This window comes from Allobosea sp. OK403, from assembly GCF_900113835.1.
In the GTDB taxonomy this organism is placed as follows: domain Bacteria; phylum Pseudomonadota; class Alphaproteobacteria; order Rhizobiales; family Beijerinckiaceae; genus Allobosea.
Genome location: NZ_FOQV01000012.1, coordinates 29,476 through 45,753, shown reverse-complemented (window position 1 = coordinate 45,753; position 16,278 = coordinate 29,476). Strand labels below are relative to the sequence as shown.

Genomic DNA, 16,278 nt, shown 5'->3' with positions numbered 1-16,278 from the left:
CCAGGAGAATGACAATGCAGCCTTCCCGCTTCCCCCCGGTCGACCAGACCCGCCGCCGCCTGCTGGCAAGCGCAACTGCTGCTCTCGCGGCCATGCAGCTTGACCCGATCAGCCCAGCCATCGCCCAGCCGGCGGCGGCACCGCCGCGCGCCTCCGGCTTCCCCGCCCTCAAGCAGATCGAGGCCGGCGTTCTCACGATCGGCTATGTCGATGCCGGCCCGAGCGATGGTCCCGTCGTCATCCTGCTGCATGGCTGGCCCTACGACATCCACAGCTACATTGATGTCGTGCCCGTGCTGGCGGCCCGAGGTTACCGCGTGATCGTGCCGCATCTGCGTGGCTACGGGACGACCCGGTTCCTGTCGGATGCGACGCCGCGCAACGGACAGCAAGCGGCGCTCGCAGTCGACGTGATCGCGTTGATGGACGCACTCAAGATCGAGAAGGCCGTGCTCGGCGGCTATGACTGGGGCGCGCGGACAGCCAACATCGTCGCGGCGCTCTGGCCACAGCGCGTCAAGGCGATGGTCTCGGTCAGCGGCTATCTGATCGGCAGCCAGAGCGCCAACCGGATGCCGCTGCCGCCGAAGGCCGAGCAGGACTGGTGGTACCAGTACTATTTTGCGACCGAGCGCGGCCGGCTCGGCTATCAGCAGAACACGCATGATTTCGCGCGGTTGATCTGGCAGACCGCATCGCCGCGCTGGGCCTTCGACGACGCCACCTTCGCGCGCAGCGCGGCCTCTCTCGACAATCCCGATCACGTCTCCATCACGATCCACAACTACCGCTGGCGGCTCGGCCTGGTGGAGGGCGAGGCGCGCTATGACGATCTGGAGCAGCGGCTCGCCCAGGCTCCCAGCATCGCCGTGCCGACCATCACGCTGGAAGGCGACGCCAACGGCGCACCGCACCCGGACCCGGCGGCTTATGCCAGGAAGTTCTCGGGTTGGTATCAGCACAGGACCCTCTCCGGCGGGGTCGGGCACAACCCGCCGCAGGAGGCGCCCGCAGCCTTCGCAGAGGCGATCATCGCGGTCGATCGCGCTTGAACCCGGTTGGGGCCTTAAGCATTTTCGAGCGAAGTGGACACCGGTTTGCGTGAAGACAAGGCGATAAAACAAGGAGCTGGAGCATTTCCGCGCTTCGGAGAAGCGCAGGACATGCTCTGGTCTCGCCGGCGTCCCGACCCCATCATGTCTGCGGCACAGCCTTGAAGGAAACCGCCATGACCACGTCAAGCCAGACGCGACTGCTCGAGCTTCTCGGCATCGAGCTTCCGATCATCCAGGCGCCGATGGCGGGTTCCTCGACGCCGGAGATGGCGATCGCGGTCAGCGAGGCCGGCGGGCTCGGCTCCCTGCCGAGCGCCCAATATGACGAAAGCGGGCTGCGGGCGGCGCTGGACCGGGTGCGGGCCGGCACGCGCCGTCCAATCAATCTCAATTTCTTCAGCCACAGCAATCCGGCCGATGATCCCGGGCGCCAGGCCGCCTGGCTCAAGCGCCTCGCCGGCTATTATGGCGAGGCCGGGCTCGACCCCGACATGCCCAAGCCCGCCACGGGGCGCACACCCTTCGACGCGACGGCGGCAGGCGTGGTCGAGGATTACAGGCCGGAGGTCGTCAGCTTCCATTTCGGGCTGCCCCCAGCCGATCTGCTCGAACGCGTCAAGCGCAGCGGAGCGAAGATCCTCTCCTCCGCGACCACGGTCGCCGAGGCGCGCTGGCTCGCCGAGCGCGGCGTCGATGCGATCATCGCCATGGGCGCCGAGGCTGGCGGCCATCGCGGCAGCTTCCTGACCGATGAGATGTCGGAGCAGATCGGTACCTTCGCGCTGGTGCCGCAGGTCGTCGATGCCGTCTCCGTCCCGGTGATCGCGGCCGGCGGCATTTCCGACCGGCGCGGCGTCATAGCCGCCTTCGCGCTCGGCGCTGCCGCCGTGCAGGTCGGCACGGCCTATCTGTTCACGCCCGAGGCGAAGATCTCGCCGGTCTACCGCAAGGCACTCGGCATGGGCGAGCGGCCGACCGCGCTCACCAACCTGTTCACCGGCCGGCCGGCGCGCGGCATCGTCAACCGCGCCATGGCGGAGCTTGGACCGCTCAGCGATCTCGCACCGCCCTTCCCGACCGCCGGCACAATGCTGGGGCCGCTGCGCGGCGCCGCGGAAGCCGCGGGCCGCGACGACTTCAGCCCGCTCTGGGCCGGCCAATCCTTCCCGCTCGCCCGGCCGATGCCGGCGGCAGCATTGACCAGAATGCTCGCGGGCGTGGAGGTCTGAAGGGCCGTGCATGGGACCCGGCAGCCGGGCCGCGGCCCGCCGGCCGATCGTCCCGCTCGCTCGATGACGGCCCGGAAGCGGCTTTTGCCAAAGCCAGCTAGGCGCCATTTCCGGACATTGAGCGATTTCCTGCAAGCGGACACTCAGTTCAGCGCCATCCTATCGGTGTAGTGAAGTGACGGAGCCTGCGGGCCAAATCGCGAATGACAGCGAGTTGCGCTGTGCAATTGTTTCGCTCAGATGTTGATGATGCTTGGAAACGCCTCTCTGATTCCCCCACCTGCCGACGTCACCCAAGCGATTGCGCTTGCCTATTTTGAAGGTCTCGAAGCGATAAAAGGACGCTCAGCTCCTGCTGGCTTGCTGTACCATTATTGTGACGCGAATGCCCTGCTTAGCATCTTTCAGCATCGTCAAGTCTGGGCGACCGACGCGCGATATTTGAATGACAGCAAAGAACTGGTTTCGCTGTTCGGCAATGTCGCCCGGCATCTCGAATTGGCGAGTAGTGAAACTGAACGCTACGTTCGCACCCAGTTGATGAATGTCGCCGACTTCGCCCCAAAATTCGGTGTGAATGTCATTGGACTGAGTAGCTATGCCGCGTGCTTCTCCGAAGATGGCGACGTGTTGAGCCAGTGGCGCGCGTACGGCTCCGACGGCATGGGTTTCGCCATTGGTTTTGAGCCTCGCGAACTCGGGGCGCTATGCGATGGAGGCACCGGATCGCTCAAGCGCATGATTTACGGAGGGGTGGCCGAAGAGCAGATCATTACTGACTATTTCGGCAAGATCGTAAGGGCGCTCACGCCGATCGAAGGGGCCTTTGCTCGTTATGGCTATCCATCGATGACATTTGACGCTTGGCTTCAACTTCGAATGAGCGAGTTTCTCCACGAAGTGGCCTTTGAGTGCAAACATCCCGCTTTCCACGAGGAGCGCGAATGGCGAATTTTGGCTTCTGGCGGAGATATCCGCTTTCGTGCGTCGAATAATCGGATCGCACCCTATAAGTCGCTCGACATGTCGAGTAGCGTTACCCCCTCCCTTATGCCAGTAAAGCAAATCGTGATCGGCCCCCGTGCCGACAAAGTCGAGAGTCTAAAGGCACTTACTTTTCTGTCGGATGCGCTTGGATACGGCCACAGCGGCATTGCCATTCGTTATTCGTCGGCACCCTACCGCTAGAATGCAGCGTGTGCAGGTCCGGATGTTTCAATCTTGTCATTGCGCCAAGAACGGACCTTGGCCCAATGCCTAGAGCCGGACGTACGATGGCATACTTGCGAGAAGCTTCCTGGCACCTTACGTCGATATCTCCCGCCTCCGTGTTTTGATTGCCTTTATGACGGCGGCCTAAAACGACATCTCAGTATAGTGGAGCAAGCCGTTTGCCCCGAATAATTTAGGCTGTAGCCATGAGCTCGCCGACTTCCGAAAGGCATTTCCAGGCCCTCTGGCGCAGGGCCCAGAGCGCCCCTTCACTCAAAGATCTCACACCCGAAATCATGTTTTCTTGGGCCAGAGAACGCGGCCTTGAGGGGGCAATTGTGGAGGCGCGCCCGGTTGGCGCCTTCAGTCCGATCGACGGGGTCATTCTAACACTTGGTGCGAGGAAGGCGTTCTTCCCGCGAATCTCCCCGAGCGAGGACCCAACTTGGCTTGTTCGTCGCCAAACCGCAGATGCCGACGCAGCATTGTGGGAAAAGGTTGAATGGTTCACGCCTTTTTGGGTGCCGATGGGCGAGGCGCGGAAGGTGGTGGAGTCCGCGCGTCACGTCCCAAAGACTAGAGCGATCGAGCTCTTCAACTATCACATGTCGACGAGCTATACCTTGGCCTTTCAAGCCGTGTGCATTGCACAGCTCATGCCGAAGGCGCGCAGTCTCGAAGCCGCTTGTCCCCTCGCGCGCGAAGCCTATCTCGCGTTCTACAGCGGCTACCGCGCGTCGAGCATCGCGGCGCTTATCCCAGCAATCGAAGGCGCGATCACACGGATTTTGCCGGACGGCGGCGGCTCGCTTGCGGTCGCAGACAAGGTCGATCGCGCCATTGATCGCGCCATTGCGACTGCAGCCGGTCTGCATTTCGAGGGGATGTGGACGCCGGTCGAGTATCGGACCAAGGAATTTCTGTTCGGGCAGGATGAACGCGTCTTCGGGTTCGAGACCTTTCGACGTTGGCTTCACAGGTCGTTTTTCCGAAAGACCGGAGAGTATGACGGGATCACTTGGCTGAATCGCCATCTGTTCGCCCATGGCGGCACAACCGAGTGGCAACAGTCGTCAAACTTCAGCCGACTGGTCGTCGCTCTGGCGACTGTTGGCCTGATCGAGTCCTGGCACGACGAGTCACACCAGGTCTCGCTATTCCTCCCGGAGATGAACGCCGACAGCACCCTCTTGCATCAGCAGGCGCAACTGCGCGCCCAGACGCAGATGGCCGTGCAGCTCATAGAACAACAGCGCTATCAAGAGCACGGGCGCCTCGTCCCTGAAATGCCCACTGATGACGGTGCTATGCTTCGAAGGGCGATCCTCTCGGAAGATTGCATCAAAGACCTTGTCCGACCCTTGCGCGATGCCGGGTGGAGCGTGAAGGTCAGCGATCCAGAGGCGACGGGGCTCTACATGACAGTCGTCGCGACAGCAGACGGTCAAAGCCTCGGCGCAGCGCTGCTCTATAGCTGCGCGACGTCGAACGATATCTACCGGCAGCTCGCAGAGACCTGCTCAGTTATTCTATATCGCGGCGCACCATACCATGAAGATCAATACGCTTACGGGATCACCGCGCACGTCGGGTCCATCACAGGCTGGCAACCTCCTCTGGCCCCGGATCGAACTCGGCGAGTGCCACAAACCGTCAGTTGACATGTTGTAGGGACGCAGGGCGATCCCAGCTCTTCCCGAGCCAGCTTCAAATCCACCCCAAAACCAAACATTGGATCGACACCGGAAAGCAGACATTAGCCGCGGCTCCGACCAGTCCAACGGCGCGCTTCTCATCGGCAGTCACTGCTAGGCCGCTAATTCGAGTTCCTTGGCGGCGATGTTTCGCACCGCTTCGGTGTTTCGGCATCGACCTCGTCTCTCCACAACCGACTGGCGATTATCCGCGCCGGACGATGCTTCCTTAGCCCGCAAGGGCTTGGGCTTCGCCCTGGCGACTGGCTTAGGTTTTGGCCGCGGCCTTCTTCGCAGACGTCTTTTTGGGCGGCTTCGGCAATTGGGTTGGCCGCGACAAGTCGAGCACGACCACGTTAACCCGCGCCTTCAGCTCATCTGTCATCTTATCGACGATGCGCGCCTTCAGATCGCCGGCCGACGTGACGCTCGCATCAACCAGACCGTTGACCTTTTCGCCGTTGCCAAACCACAGCGCGAGATAGACGCCCTGACGCGCAGCGTCGGGATGAATCGCGTATCGCTGATCCAGCTGTGCGGCGGCAGCCGTATACAGCTCGTCGTTCCACTGGCCCTTCACCTCTGTCACGAGAAGGCGATTGCGTCCTTCCAGAATGGCGGACGCGGTGATGTCACAGCGATTGCCGCCTGCCATGTGACGCTCGATCACGATCGACAGGCCAAGGGCCTTCATCTGCCCTTGCAGTTGATCCACGATCCTATTGCGAGCGTTGTTTTCATCGACGCGCTTGTCGTCGTCATAGAAGGCATCGAGCGGATCGGTCTCCGAGCCGTTGAGCCAACGCTGTAGTTCTTCCAGCTGCTCGACCATCAAGGCCCGAAGGTCCTCGACCGACGCCACGTCGTTTTCTTCGAGAATCTTGCTGATCTCCGACGGACGCGGCGCTCTGAAATCCTGAAGCGCGAGTTTTCGCTGGGCTTCGGCCCGCATCGTCAGCATCGCCTCGCGGTAGTCCTCGAAACGCGCATCGGGAAGCATGCGGTCGAGCACCTCGATCCTGCGCTCCGGCGCATCCTCCGCGATCTTCCAGATGCAATCACGCAGGAAACGATATGCCGCCTGGTCTTCGGGATCTCCTGTGCCCCAGCTGCTCGACAGAGGAACCTTCGCCCAAAAGGGCACGAACGCATCCATGACCTCGTAGATGGTCTCCGCCGCTATCGGCGGATGGTCGTCGTCCTCCCGCTCGTACATTCGACCAAGGCGGCCTTCGAAACCGAAGATTGCCTTCGGATCAGTCTTGAGTTCCTGCCACGCGGCGTCATGATCGGGCGTCCGATAAAGCACGGCATTGAGGTGCCAGAATTTCCGGCAACCGCGTGCGCGTGTGTCGTCCTCTGTGTTCTTGCCGCTATCGAGAAGAGGATCGCCGCAACGCCTATCGATGAGCGCAATCAGATCTTCCCGCCGCCCGTACTTCGACGCCATACCGAACAACGGCCGCATCGCCTCCTCGGGCATCTGCGGGAAGCGCTCCAGCCATTCCATCGGGAGCCTCGCGCGCAAATCGTGGAACGCGGGCTTGTTGTCTGACCAATAGACACGCTGCGGCGCGTTCTCGGGCTGGGCCAGCTGAGGCTCGATGTAGGCGCGTAAGAACGTTTCCGCCGATCCCGACTCCTTGAACAGCGCTGCGTCGAGCGCCGCCTCGAACGCTTCGCCGTCGGCCTCACTGTCCTTGAACACAGGATAGGACGATGTTGCTTCGGTCTTCGCCGCCGCCAGCATACGCGGATCGAGGGTCGTTAGGTCGACACCGTCGCGATACAGGACAATCAGGGCCGCGAGCAAAATCTCGGCAATGTTGGTACTCTTGCTCTGGCCCAGCCGTTCGACGGTGGGGATGTGCGGCTCGACGAAAGGGAAACAGTTTCGGAGCGCGCGCAGCGGCGTTTCCGGATCGTCGACCATGCCCTCGAGTTCATGCGGGTGATAGAGAAAAGCGCGGGTAAATTCCGTGAGCCACCATCCATGTCGTCCCGCCTCGATTTCCGCGAGGTTGGCGCGAAGATGAGCACGGTTATTGGCCTCGACTGCCGCTTCCTTGTCCGCCCGTTTCTTCCGGCCGCGTATGTGGTTCAAGCGACGCTCGTCGCGCGAGTATTCGCGTCGAGCCCGCTCTCGTCTCGCCCACAGTCGCATGAAATCGGGCGAGAACTTGCTTTGCGCACGCTGCGTCGCGCGAAGCGCGTTCGGCCCTTTCTCCTTGCCCCAGAAGTTATGGCCGGAGAGCAGCGAACCCCAAACATCCACCGTGTGGTGGTCAAAAGCGTACTGGCTGAGCGCGTCCGGGTCGCCGACATACATATGCAGGCCGGAGTGCCCGTGGCTCGAATATAGGTCGCTCACCGCCTCCTGTGCCTGGTTGCCGCGTAAGCCTTTGACGGCGCGCCGCTGCAGCTCGCGCCTTAGCTTGTCATTGGCGACGAGATGCTTGACCGACGCGCTCCGCTCGGTCGATGCGTTGCCTTGGAAATGGAGCGATCTAATCCACTGCCAGATGCGAACCGGGTCGTGCGGTCCCGCTTCCGCCAGCTCGAAATACCGATCGAGAAGCCGACCGAGGATTTTGCTTTTCCCGTATCGGCACGTACACGCATAGGCGTGCTTGGGCGCACAGGTGCAGGCGAAGCCCGTCGTCAGGGCATCGAGAAAGTTCGTGACTTCGGCGAGTGTGAAAGACCGCACTAGGACGTCGATGAAATAGCGCGACGTCCCGTCGAGATGCCTGCGGTTTGGCGTGCCGTACAGCCTCGATAACTTTTCCAGAAGGCCTACAATCTTGTCCGCGCCGATCGATTCAACGCCGCGCTTGGTAACCCATCGCGCCACGATCTCAAGCGACGTCGCCGAGCCCTCCGCGAACAGTGCGTTGAACTCGACCGCAGGCTCAAAGGTGCCAGCGGCCAGCAGGATCGCACCGACCCACTTCCGGGTATCGCTATCGGTTGCCGTATCACGGACCAATAACGACAGTTCCGGTACCAGACTGTCCGAAGCGTCTGTGTCGATCAGCAGCTCAAGGACAAGCGTGCGAAACTGCCCGGGTTTCCTTAGGATCGCGCGAACCGGATCGAAAATGTCGGACGTAAAAAACTGACCGACATTAAAGCGTCGCCACGTGTCGCTGCGACGGAACAGCGGCTCCAAATCCGTGAGCTTGTCCAAGGCCGACAGCAGAGCGCGCTTCGCCGCCGTCGTCAGCTGGCTTGGATCGCCGTTCGCCAGCACCGCATAGGGATCAAGCTCGATCAGGCGCAACTGTAACGGCTGATGTCCCAGCGCCGCCATCCAGCCGACCATGCCGCGCAATTCGTCGCGGGTCACGCCATTCGGTGCGACGACGGCAAGGACCCTTTCCAAGGAAAGACGGTCCTTAGGATCTTCGATCCGACCCGCCAGATACGACGCCGCACAATATTCGGCGACGATGCGGTGAACGGGTTCGTGCTCTTCCGGATCGCCCGAGGGTCTCAGCAAACGCGTGTCGATCAGGAAGGGCGCGTTCGATGCGTCGCGGCACAAGCTGTTGATGTAGGGGAAATCGCGGTTGCCTAAACTTTCGACCGTGGCGATGCCCGTCGCGCCGGACAAGAGAAGCTTGGCGAACACCTCGCCTGCGACTGCGATGATGGCGTCAAGCGGCGGCTTCGATTTTGGCTTGGGCCGTTCGGTGTTCGCCTCGTGCGCGAGACGACGTATGGCGTCCGCGAAGATCTTCGCCTTCGACGTGAAGACGCACCCGCTCTCGATGTAGGCCTCGCCGAACAGGATCAGAAACTGTGGGTTGCCAAGCAACGGGCCTACCCCAAACCGATGAACCTCCGCCGCGAACGCCTCGAAGTCCTCGCGGGGAAACTTGCTCTCGAAGAGCTGGCGCCGCTCGTCCTCGTTGAAGGGCTGCAGATGCACGACGACGGGCTTGGCACCAAAGCACTGCTCGACGTAGGTCGTGCGGCTGCGGTCCCACTCCGCCGACCGGCCCGCGAAGACGACCGTCGCTGCCTGAGCCTCGCTCGCCATCGCGATGATCTTGTCTGTCGCGATGGTGTCGATTCGCGCAACCTCGTCCATCGCGTCGATAACTAGCGGGCCTTTTCCCGCGAGCTCCGGCTTGTTCTGGAAGATGCTGGCGCGAATCCGATTTGCCTGGAGCATTCCGGCGAGCGCCTTAAGCAGCTCGGTCTTGCCGGCACCCGGTTCTGCTAAGACGACGAATACCGTACCCACCTGAAGTAGCTCTTCTTCAGTGTAGGTCTTTTCGTCTACAATGAGGGCGCGGGAAATATAAACTGTTAACGCTCCCCGATGGTCGAATTGCGGGACCAACAGTACACTCGACCACCGCCCAATCTAAGGATTTGTGCTGGATCTCGCAAAAACGACCAGAAAAGAACAAGCGACCGACGCGCCGGCCACCTAGCCAAGCGATCACTGTGAAATTGGCCCCGATAGCGTGTTGCATCGCCGCATCGGTGACGAGCAATGGTCGATGGCAGGAAATGCATGCTGCGAACAGTTGGACAAAGGTTATACGGTGAGCACCTCAGAAAAGCAGGGATGAATTCTCGAGCCTGACGGCAGCATTCACGAAATCCAAAACGCGCTCCGAATGGCGGCAATGAGGGCGCAAAGCAAGCTTTGCGAAAAGAGCATTCGAAAGGCAGGTATGGGCCAGCTTCGAGCGCGGCATTGCCGAGCAAATTGGATCGCCGGAAAGCAGACGTTCAAGACGTCAGCTCCCGGCCAGGAGACGACGTTCCCGGGCCGTTACCGCAATCTGTGCTGATAAGCAACGATGCCTTCCTAGTCCATCCGCTCCATGATCGAGGCGGCGCGGTTGTCGCCGATCTGGAGGCGGTGCTGGATAGAGGAGGTCGAGGCCTTCTTGTCGCGCAGCACCTCCGCCACCGCCTGGTCGTATGGGCCGCCGATCTCGCCAGGAAACCTGGATCGCCCCGATCAGCTCAGCAGGATCGTGCGGATCTCCTGCCAGCTTTCCGCATCGGGGGCGCAGAGCAGGCCGAGCGTCGGCTGGGCCGGCCGATAAGGCTCTCCGTCCAGCATGCGGACATGGCCGCCGGCCTCGGCATAGATCAGCGATCCCGGCGCGTGATCCCAGGGGCTGAGCCGGCCATAGAGCAGGAAGTGGCCATTGCCCGCGGCGGCGAGCCGGTATTCATGGCCGCAGCAGCGCAGCGACGAGACATTGGCGAAGGCCGGCATGTGGCCGGGCAGCTTGCTGCGCAGCGGCTCCGGAAAATACTGCCAGCTCATCATGCCGGTCATCTCGCGCGCAGCCGCGGCCGGCGCCACCCGCAGGTCGCGGCTCTTGCCGGCGGCGGAGCCGAGCCAGGCGCCCTCGCCGCGCAGCGCCATCGCACTGTCCTCGACGATGGGATCGTGGATCACCGCTGCGACGACCTCGCCCCTGACCAGCACCGCGGCCATGACGGCGAAGAGCGGCAGGTCGGAGGCGTAGTTGAGGGTGCCGTCGATCGGGTCGATGACGACGGCGAGTTCGGCGTCGCCGAGACGCTCGACCAGCGCCGGATCGGCGGCGACCGCCTCCTCGCCGATCAGCACGGCGCCAGGAAAGGCCCGGGCGAGCTCGGCGCTGATGAAGCGCTCCGCCGCCTCGTCGGCCTCGGTGACGAGATCGGTCGCCGAGCGCTTCTCGCGGATCTCGCCCTCGGCCAGGTTGCGGAAGCGCGGCATGACCTCGCGGCGGCCGGCCTCGGCGAGGATCCCCGCGAGCGTCTCATGGTCCTGGCGTGTGAAGATCATCGTGGTCCAGTCGGTTAGAGCGTTTTGGATCTGAGTGAAACACGGACCCGTCATTGCGAGAAGCGAAGCGACGAAGCAATCCAGGAGGACGCAGAGCTCTGCCGTTCCTGGATTGCTTCGCTGCGCTCGCAATGACGGTTCAGTCAGATCGAAAACAGCTCACATCTAGAGCGTTTTCGAGCGAAGTGGATACCGGTTCGCGTGAAGACAATGTGATCAAATAAGGAGGTAGCCCGGCGCGGCGATCAGTCGAACTCGACGAGGATCGGCTGGTGATCGGAGACTTTCGTCTCGACATCGCAGGTGACGGTGCGGGCGCGCGCCGCGAGATCGGGCGTCGCCAGCACATAGTCGAGGCAGCTGGGCTCGCCATAAATCTGGTCGAACAGGTTCGCGGTCGGCGGATGCGGCGCCTCGCCCCTCACCGCGGCCCAGAGGTCGATGAGCGGCGGCTCGCCGCCGTCGAACGGCGCCAGCAATCGCGCCAGCACCGGATCATCCGGGCGCATGTTGAAGTCGCCGGTCAGCACGGCGCCCGCCGCGCTCGGCGTCATCCGGTAGGTGTGCGGCCCGGCCTCGCGCGGCCTGGCGTGGCGGGCGAACGCCATGCGATGGGCCTCGCGAATGCCGTCGACCTGCGCGGCACGCAGCCGCGATGACGAGTATTCGAGATGCGTCGTCATCAGCCGGACCGGGCCGAGCGGGGTCAGCGCCACCGCCTCGATCAGCATGCGCGGCATGTTGCGGGTCTCGGCCGCCTCCCAGGGCAAGAGATGGCGCAGCGCCTGGGCGACTGGATAGCGCGTCAGCACGAGATTGCCGAAGCGGCTGCGGCCGCCCCTGCCGTCATCGACATCGACGCCGATGCCCTCGATCGCGGTGAAGCCCGGCAGCAATTCGGCGAAGCGGCCGAACTGGTTGGTCTCGTCATTGCCGTCGAGCTCGGGGAAATTATCCGCGACCTCCTGCAGGCAGAGCACGTCGAAATCCGCCATCTGCCGGGCATGCGCGACGACGCGCGCCGGATCGACGCGGTTGTCCATGCCGCGGGCCCACTGAATGTTCCAGGTGATCAGCCGCATCTCACTTGATTCCCGCACGCATGAAGCTCTGTACGAACTGGCGCTGGAACAGCAGGAAGCCGACCAGCAACGGTGCCGAGGTCATCAGCGTCGCAGCGCAGATCACGGCCCAGTCGATGCCCTGATCGCTCGACGAGAAGACCTGGAGGCCGACCGTCAGCGGCCGCGACTCCACTGAATTGGTGACCAGCAGCGGCCAGAGGAAGTTGTTCCAGTGATAGCTCACCGAGACCAGCCCGTAGGCGATATAGGTCGGCCTGGCGAGCGGCACATAGACCTTCATCAACACCTGCAGCGGGCTTGCGCCCTCGACGCGGGCCGCGTCGTCGAGCTCCTTGGGCACAGTCTTGAAGGTCTGACGCAGCAGGAAGATGCCGAAGGCCGAGGCGATATAGGGCAAGGCGATGGCCGGGATGGTGTCGATCAGATTGACCCTGGCGAGGGTGCGGTAATTCTCGACGATCAGCGCGTCCGGCATGATCATCAGCTGCGCCAGGATCAACGCGAAGGCGAGGTCCCTGCCCCAGAAATCCTGCCGCGCCAGCGCATAGGCCGCCAATGTCCCCAGCACGAGCTGGAAGGCGAGGATCATGGTGACGAGGATGAAGGTGTTGAGGAAATAGCGTGCGAAGGGCGCGGCTGCCCAGGCGCGGGCGAAGTTGTCCAGCGTCAGCGGCGCGCTCAGCACGAAACGGGTCGTGTACTCGGCTGGATGAATCGCGGCCCAGACGGCATAGGCCAGGGGCAGCACCCAGATCAGAGCGAGCAGGATCGCGCCTGTCGATTCAAGCGTCAGCGCCAGGCCCTTGGGCGCATAAGGGTCGGGACGGGTGGTGGCCACCGGCTGCGGTTGAGGCGCGCCGCTCATTGATAATGCGTCCTGCGTTCGAGCCAGCCATATTGCACGAAGGCGACCAGCGCGAGCAGCAAGAGGAGCACGCAGGTCAGCGCCGCCGCATAGCTCGTATCCCAGAAGCCGAAGCCGACCTGGTAGATGTAGAACAGCAGCAGCGTCGTCGCATTGTCGGGGCCGCCGCGCGTCATCACGAAGATATGGTCGATCATGCGGAAGGCGTTGATCACCGCATTGATCAGCACGAACAGTGTCGTCGGCATCAAGAGCGGGAACTGGACACGCCGGAAGAACGTCCAGCGCGAGGCACCCTCGATCGCCGCAGCCTCTCCGAGGCTGGGCGGGATCGCCTGCAGCGCCGCGAGGTAGAAGATCATGAAGAAGCCGGCCTCCTTCCAGATCGCAACGATGGTGACGGCGTAGAGCGCGGTGTCCTGCGATCCCAGCCAGTTGGTGCTGCGCCCGCCGAAGGCAGCGACGATCTGCTCGAGCAGGCCGTATTGCGGGGTGAAGAAGAACAGCCAGATATTGGCGACCGCGATCATCGGCAGGATGGTCGGGGTGAAATAGGCCATCCGGACCAAAGTGCGGCCGGCGATCTTGTCGTTGACCCAGACCGCCATCAGCAAAGCGAGCGCGATCGAGGCCGGGATCGTGCCAGTGGCGAACCAGAGATTATTCGCCATCGCCTTCCAGAAGATCGGATCGGCCAGCATCTGCTGGTAATTGTCGAGCCCGACGAAACGCGCCGGGCGGCGCGCCCGCGGGGTCGACATGAAGCTGTCGACGAAACTCGCGAGCGCGGGCCAATGCGTGAACAGGGCCAGGCAAGCCATGGCCGGCAGCAGCAGCAGCCAGCCATGGATCGTTGCGGTCGCGCGGTTGTTCATCGGCTCAGCGATAGGCCTTCAGGATGCGCTCGGCTTCCGCCTGGGCGTCTGCCATCGCCTGCGCCGGCTGCTTCGTGCCGGTGAGGACCGCCTGCAGGCCGTCATTCAGCGCCTTGGCGACGCGCTGGTTCTCATGGGTCGAGAGCTCGGCGACGGCGGTCGGCAACTGGTCGCGGGCGACGAGGGCCTGGGGGAAATCGGCGACGTATTTCTTCATCGCCTCGGTCTCGTAGGCTGCCGGCGTCACCGCGACATAGCCGGTATCGGCGCTCCATTGCGCGGCCCGCTCCGGCGTGGTGATCCAGCGCACGAATTTGAACGCGGCCTCCTGCTCGGCCGGGCTCGCCTTCTTGGAGAGATAGAAATTGCCGCCGCCGGTCGGGCTGCCCGGCTTCTTGCCGGCGGGCAGCACGCCGACGCCGAAGGGAAACTTGGCGTTGGCCCTGACATTGGTCAGGTTGCCGGTGGTGGTCCACATCATCGCGACCTTCTTCTCGAAGAAGTCGCGCGGCGTGGTGCCCCATTCGACGATGCCGGGCGGGTGGACCTTGTACTTCTGCGCCAGGTCGACCCAGTACTGCAGCGCCTCGACGACGCCGGGATTGGCATAGTCGGTCTTGTCGCCGGCCGCATTGGCGAGAATGGCGCCGGCCTGCGTGGTCAGCCCCTGGAAGAGCCAATAAGGGAAGCCGGAAGACGGGATCTGGATGCCCCACTGGCTGGTGTTGCCGGCAGCATCGCGCTTGGTCAGCTTCTGCGCGAATTCGAGTTGCTGCGCCCAATTGGTCGGCGGCTTCTCGGGATCGAGCCCGGCCTCCTTGAACAGCTCTTTGTTCCAGTAGAGCACCACCGTCGAGCGCTGGAACGGAATGCCCCAGGTCTTCCCGCCCGTCTGGCTGTTCTCCATGAAGCCGGGAAAGAAGCCCGACAGCCACTTCTTGTCATCCTCGGTCTTGATGAAGGGGTCGAAGGGAACAATCGCTTCCTCGTCGATCAGGGTGAACATGTCGGTCGAGAGCAGGACCGAGAGCACCGGCGGCGTGCCGCTCTTATGCGCGGTCAGCGCCTTGACGATCGTCTCCTGATAGGTGCCGGCATAGATCGGCTTGACCTTGATGGTCGGGTTTTCCTTCTCGAAACCGGCGGCGTAGCTGTCGATCAGCTTGGTGATCGGCCCACCCACGGCGACCGGATAGAAGAAGGACAGCTCGGCCGATTGGGCCAGCGCCGGTTGCGCCACCGCAAGCGAGCCGGCCAGGGCGGCGGTGCCGCCAATGAATTCACGCCTGTCCATCTCTCTCATACTCCCCTTTGTACGGCGTCTTGAACGCCTTGGTTGTTCAGTCGTCAGCCGAGGACGAGCCTTTGCTCGGTCTTCAGGTCGAACCAGTGCACCGCCGCCTGTGACAACTTGATGTGCACCCGCTCGCCCGCCGCGGCGCGGACCTTGCCGGGCCGGCGCACGATGAAGGGCTGGCCGTCGATGCGGGTCTCGACCAGCGTGTCGGCGCCGAGATACTCGACCGCCACGACATCGGCCGCGATGCCGGCATCGCTGAGTTCGGTCATCTCGGGCCGGATGCCGACCGCGAGCCGGCTCGGCTCGGCATGGGCGGGGGCTGAGAGGCCGGTGTCGCCGCCGCCCGCCAGGACCGAGGCGAGCGGGATGACGTTCATCGGCGGCGTACCGACGAAGCGCGCGACGAAGATCGTCGCCGGATTCTCGTAGAGCTCGTCGGGTGGAGCATCCTGCTCGATCCGCCCGTTGCGCATCAGCACGACCTGGTCGGCCATCGTCATCGCCTCGACCTGATCATGCGTGACATAGACCATGGTGATGCCGAGGCGCTGCTGCAGCTCGCGGATCTCGCGCCGCATCTCGACGCGCAATTGTGCGTCGAGATTGGAGAGCGGCTCGTCCATCAGGCAGACCGGGGCTTCCGCGACGATCGCCCGGCCGAGCGCGACGCGCTGCTGCTGGCCGCCGGACAGCTGCGAGGGCTTGCGCTCGAGCAGGGTGGTGAGCCCCAGGATCGAGGCGGCGCGAGCGAGCCGCTCGTCGCGATCCGCGCGCGACACCTTCCGCACCCTCAACCCGAACAGGATATTCTCCGCCACGGACAGATGCGGGAACAGCGCATAATTCTGGAACACCATGGCGATGCCACGTTGCGAGGGCGCCGCGCGGGTGACGTCGCGCCCGCCAATCGCGATCGAACCATTGCTGCTGTCCTCCAGCCCCGCGATCAGCCTCAGCGTGGTCGACTTGCCGCAGCCGGACGGGCCGAGCAGTGCCACGAGCTTGCCGCCCTCGACGGTGAAGCTGACGTCATCGACGGCGGCGGCCCCGCCCCAGCTCTTCGAGACGGCTTTGAGTTCTACCGAAACCATTCGCGACCCGGCCCCCAAGCAAGGCGTCGTGAGCAGGACGCTTGCCTGCCGGTTACGAGCCGA

General features: G+C 63.3%; 11 protein-coding genes and 1 pseudogene. 4 read left to right on the top strand and 8 right to left on the bottom strand.

Annotated elements, in window-relative coordinates; all coding sequences use genetic code 11:
• The first annotated feature begins 14 nt into the window (after positions 1–14).
• From BMZ97_RS26320 to BMZ97_RS26305, 4 genes are all read left to right on the top strand, one after another.
• Entirely contained in the window at positions 15–1,052 is a 1,038-nt protein-coding gene (locus BMZ97_RS26320) for an alpha/beta fold hydrolase (RefSeq protein ID WP_092176965.1), read from the top strand.
• A 176-nt stretch (positions 1,053–1,228) separates the two neighbouring features.
• Positions 1,229–2,284 carry an NAD(P)H-dependent flavin oxidoreductase gene (locus BMZ97_RS26315; RefSeq protein WP_092176963.1) on the top strand — a complete coding sequence of 352 codons (1,056 nt, stop codon included), beginning with the start codon at positions 1,229–1,231 and terminating at the stop codon, positions 2,282–2,284.
• A gap of 249 nt (positions 2,285–2,533) precedes the next feature.
• Positions 2,534–3,472: a DUF2971 domain-containing protein gene (locus tag BMZ97_RS26310; RefSeq protein WP_175525752.1), complete on the top strand. Its 939-nt coding sequence runs from the start codon at positions 2,534–2,536 to the stop codon at positions 3,470–3,472.
• Positions 3,473–3,702: 230 nt separating this feature from the next.
• On the top strand, positions 3,703–5,157 hold the full coding sequence (locus tag BMZ97_RS26305) for a hypothetical protein (protein ID WP_092176957.1): 1,455 nt from the start codon (positions 3,703–3,705) through the stop codon (positions 5,155–5,157).
• A 301-nt stretch (positions 5,158–5,458) separates the two neighbouring features.
• Here BMZ97_RS26305 and BMZ97_RS26300 read toward each other — a convergent pair whose 3' ends face one another.
• The 8 genes and pseudogenes from BMZ97_RS26300 to BMZ97_RS26265 form a co-directional block, all read right to left on the bottom strand.
• Positions 5,459–9,541, bottom strand: coding sequence for an NACHT domain-containing protein (locus tag BMZ97_RS26300; protein WP_244546602.1), 4,083 nt, complete (start codon positions 9,539–9,541; stop codon positions 5,459–5,461).
• Positions 9,542–10,018: 477 nt separating this feature from the next.
• Positions 10,019–10,153 (bottom strand): annotated as a pseudogene (locus BMZ97_RS26295) (DNA translocase FtsK); the annotation flags it as partial.
• Positions 10,154–10,174: 21 nt separating this feature from the next.
• Positions 10,175–10,999, bottom strand: a complete 825-nt coding sequence (locus tag BMZ97_RS26290) for an inositol monophosphatase family protein (RefSeq protein ID WP_092176954.1) — start codon at positions 10,997–10,999, stop codon at positions 10,175–10,177.
• A 245-nt stretch (positions 11,000–11,244) separates the two neighbouring features.
• Complete coding sequence (locus tag BMZ97_RS26285) at positions 11,245–12,081, bottom strand: endonuclease/exonuclease/phosphatase family protein (protein WP_092176951.1); 837 nt, start codon at positions 12,079–12,081, stop codon at positions 11,245–11,247.
• A 1-nt stretch (position 12,082) separates the two neighbouring features.
• Positions 12,083–12,949: a carbohydrate ABC transporter permease gene (locus BMZ97_RS26280; protein ID WP_210188339.1), complete on the bottom strand. Its 867-nt coding sequence runs from the start codon at positions 12,947–12,949 to the stop codon at positions 12,083–12,085.
• Positions 12,946–13,824, bottom strand: coding sequence for a carbohydrate ABC transporter permease (locus tag BMZ97_RS26275; RefSeq protein ID WP_092176947.1), 879 nt, complete (start codon positions 13,822–13,824; stop codon positions 12,946–12,948). The genes BMZ97_RS26280 and BMZ97_RS26275 overlap by 4 nt, the downstream gene beginning before the upstream one ends.
• A 4-nt stretch (positions 13,825–13,828) precedes the next feature.
• Positions 13,829–15,118 carry an ABC transporter substrate-binding protein gene (locus BMZ97_RS26270; RefSeq protein WP_092176944.1) on the bottom strand — a complete coding sequence of 430 codons (1,290 nt, stop codon included), beginning with the start codon at positions 15,116–15,118 and terminating at the stop codon, positions 13,829–13,831.
• Between the two features lie 53 nt (positions 15,119–15,171).
• On the bottom strand, positions 15,172–16,215 hold the full coding sequence (locus BMZ97_RS26265) for an ABC transporter ATP-binding protein (protein ID WP_092176941.1): 1,044 nt from the start codon (positions 16,213–16,215) through the stop codon (positions 15,172–15,174).
• Between the last annotated feature and the right edge of the window lie 63 nt (positions 16,216–16,278).

Bases quoted from the DNA above. Each gene is read 5' to 3' on its own strand.
- BMZ97_RS26290 (WP_092176954.1), bottom strand. From the start codon at position 10,999: ATGATCTTCACACGCCAGGACCATGAGACGCTCGCGGGGATCCTCGCC.
- BMZ97_RS26280 (WP_210188339.1), bottom strand. From the start codon at position 12,949: ATGAGCGGCGCGCCTCAACCGCAGCCGGTGGCCACCACCCGTCCCGAC.
- BMZ97_RS26265 (WP_092176941.1), bottom strand. From the start codon at position 16,215: ATGGTTTCGGTAGAACTCAAAGCCGTCTCGAAGAGCTGGGGCGGGGCC.
- BMZ97_RS26270 (WP_092176944.1), bottom strand. From the start codon at position 15,118: ATGGACAGGCGTGAATTCATTGGCGGCACCGCCGCCCTGGCCGGCTCG.
- BMZ97_RS26275 (WP_092176947.1), bottom strand. From the start codon at position 13,824: ATGAACAACCGCGCGACCGCAACGATCCATGGCTGGCTGCTGCTGCTG.
- BMZ97_RS26285 (WP_092176951.1), bottom strand. From the start codon at position 12,081: ATGCGGCTGATCACCTGGAACATTCAGTGGGCCCGCGGCATGGACAAC.
- BMZ97_RS26305 (WP_092176957.1), top strand. From the start codon at position 3,703: ATGAGCTCGCCGACTTCCGAAAGGCATTTCCAGGCCCTCTGGCGCAGG.
- BMZ97_RS26315 (WP_092176963.1), top strand. From the start codon at position 1,229: ATGACCACGTCAAGCCAGACGCGACTGCTCGAGCTTCTCGGCATCGAG.
- BMZ97_RS26320 (WP_092176965.1), top strand. From the start codon at position 15: ATGCAGCCTTCCCGCTTCCCCCCGGTCGACCAGACCCGCCGCCGCCTG.
- BMZ97_RS26310 (WP_175525752.1), top strand. From the start codon at position 2,534: ATGCTTGGAAACGCCTCTCTGATTCCCCCACCTGCCGACGTCACCCAA.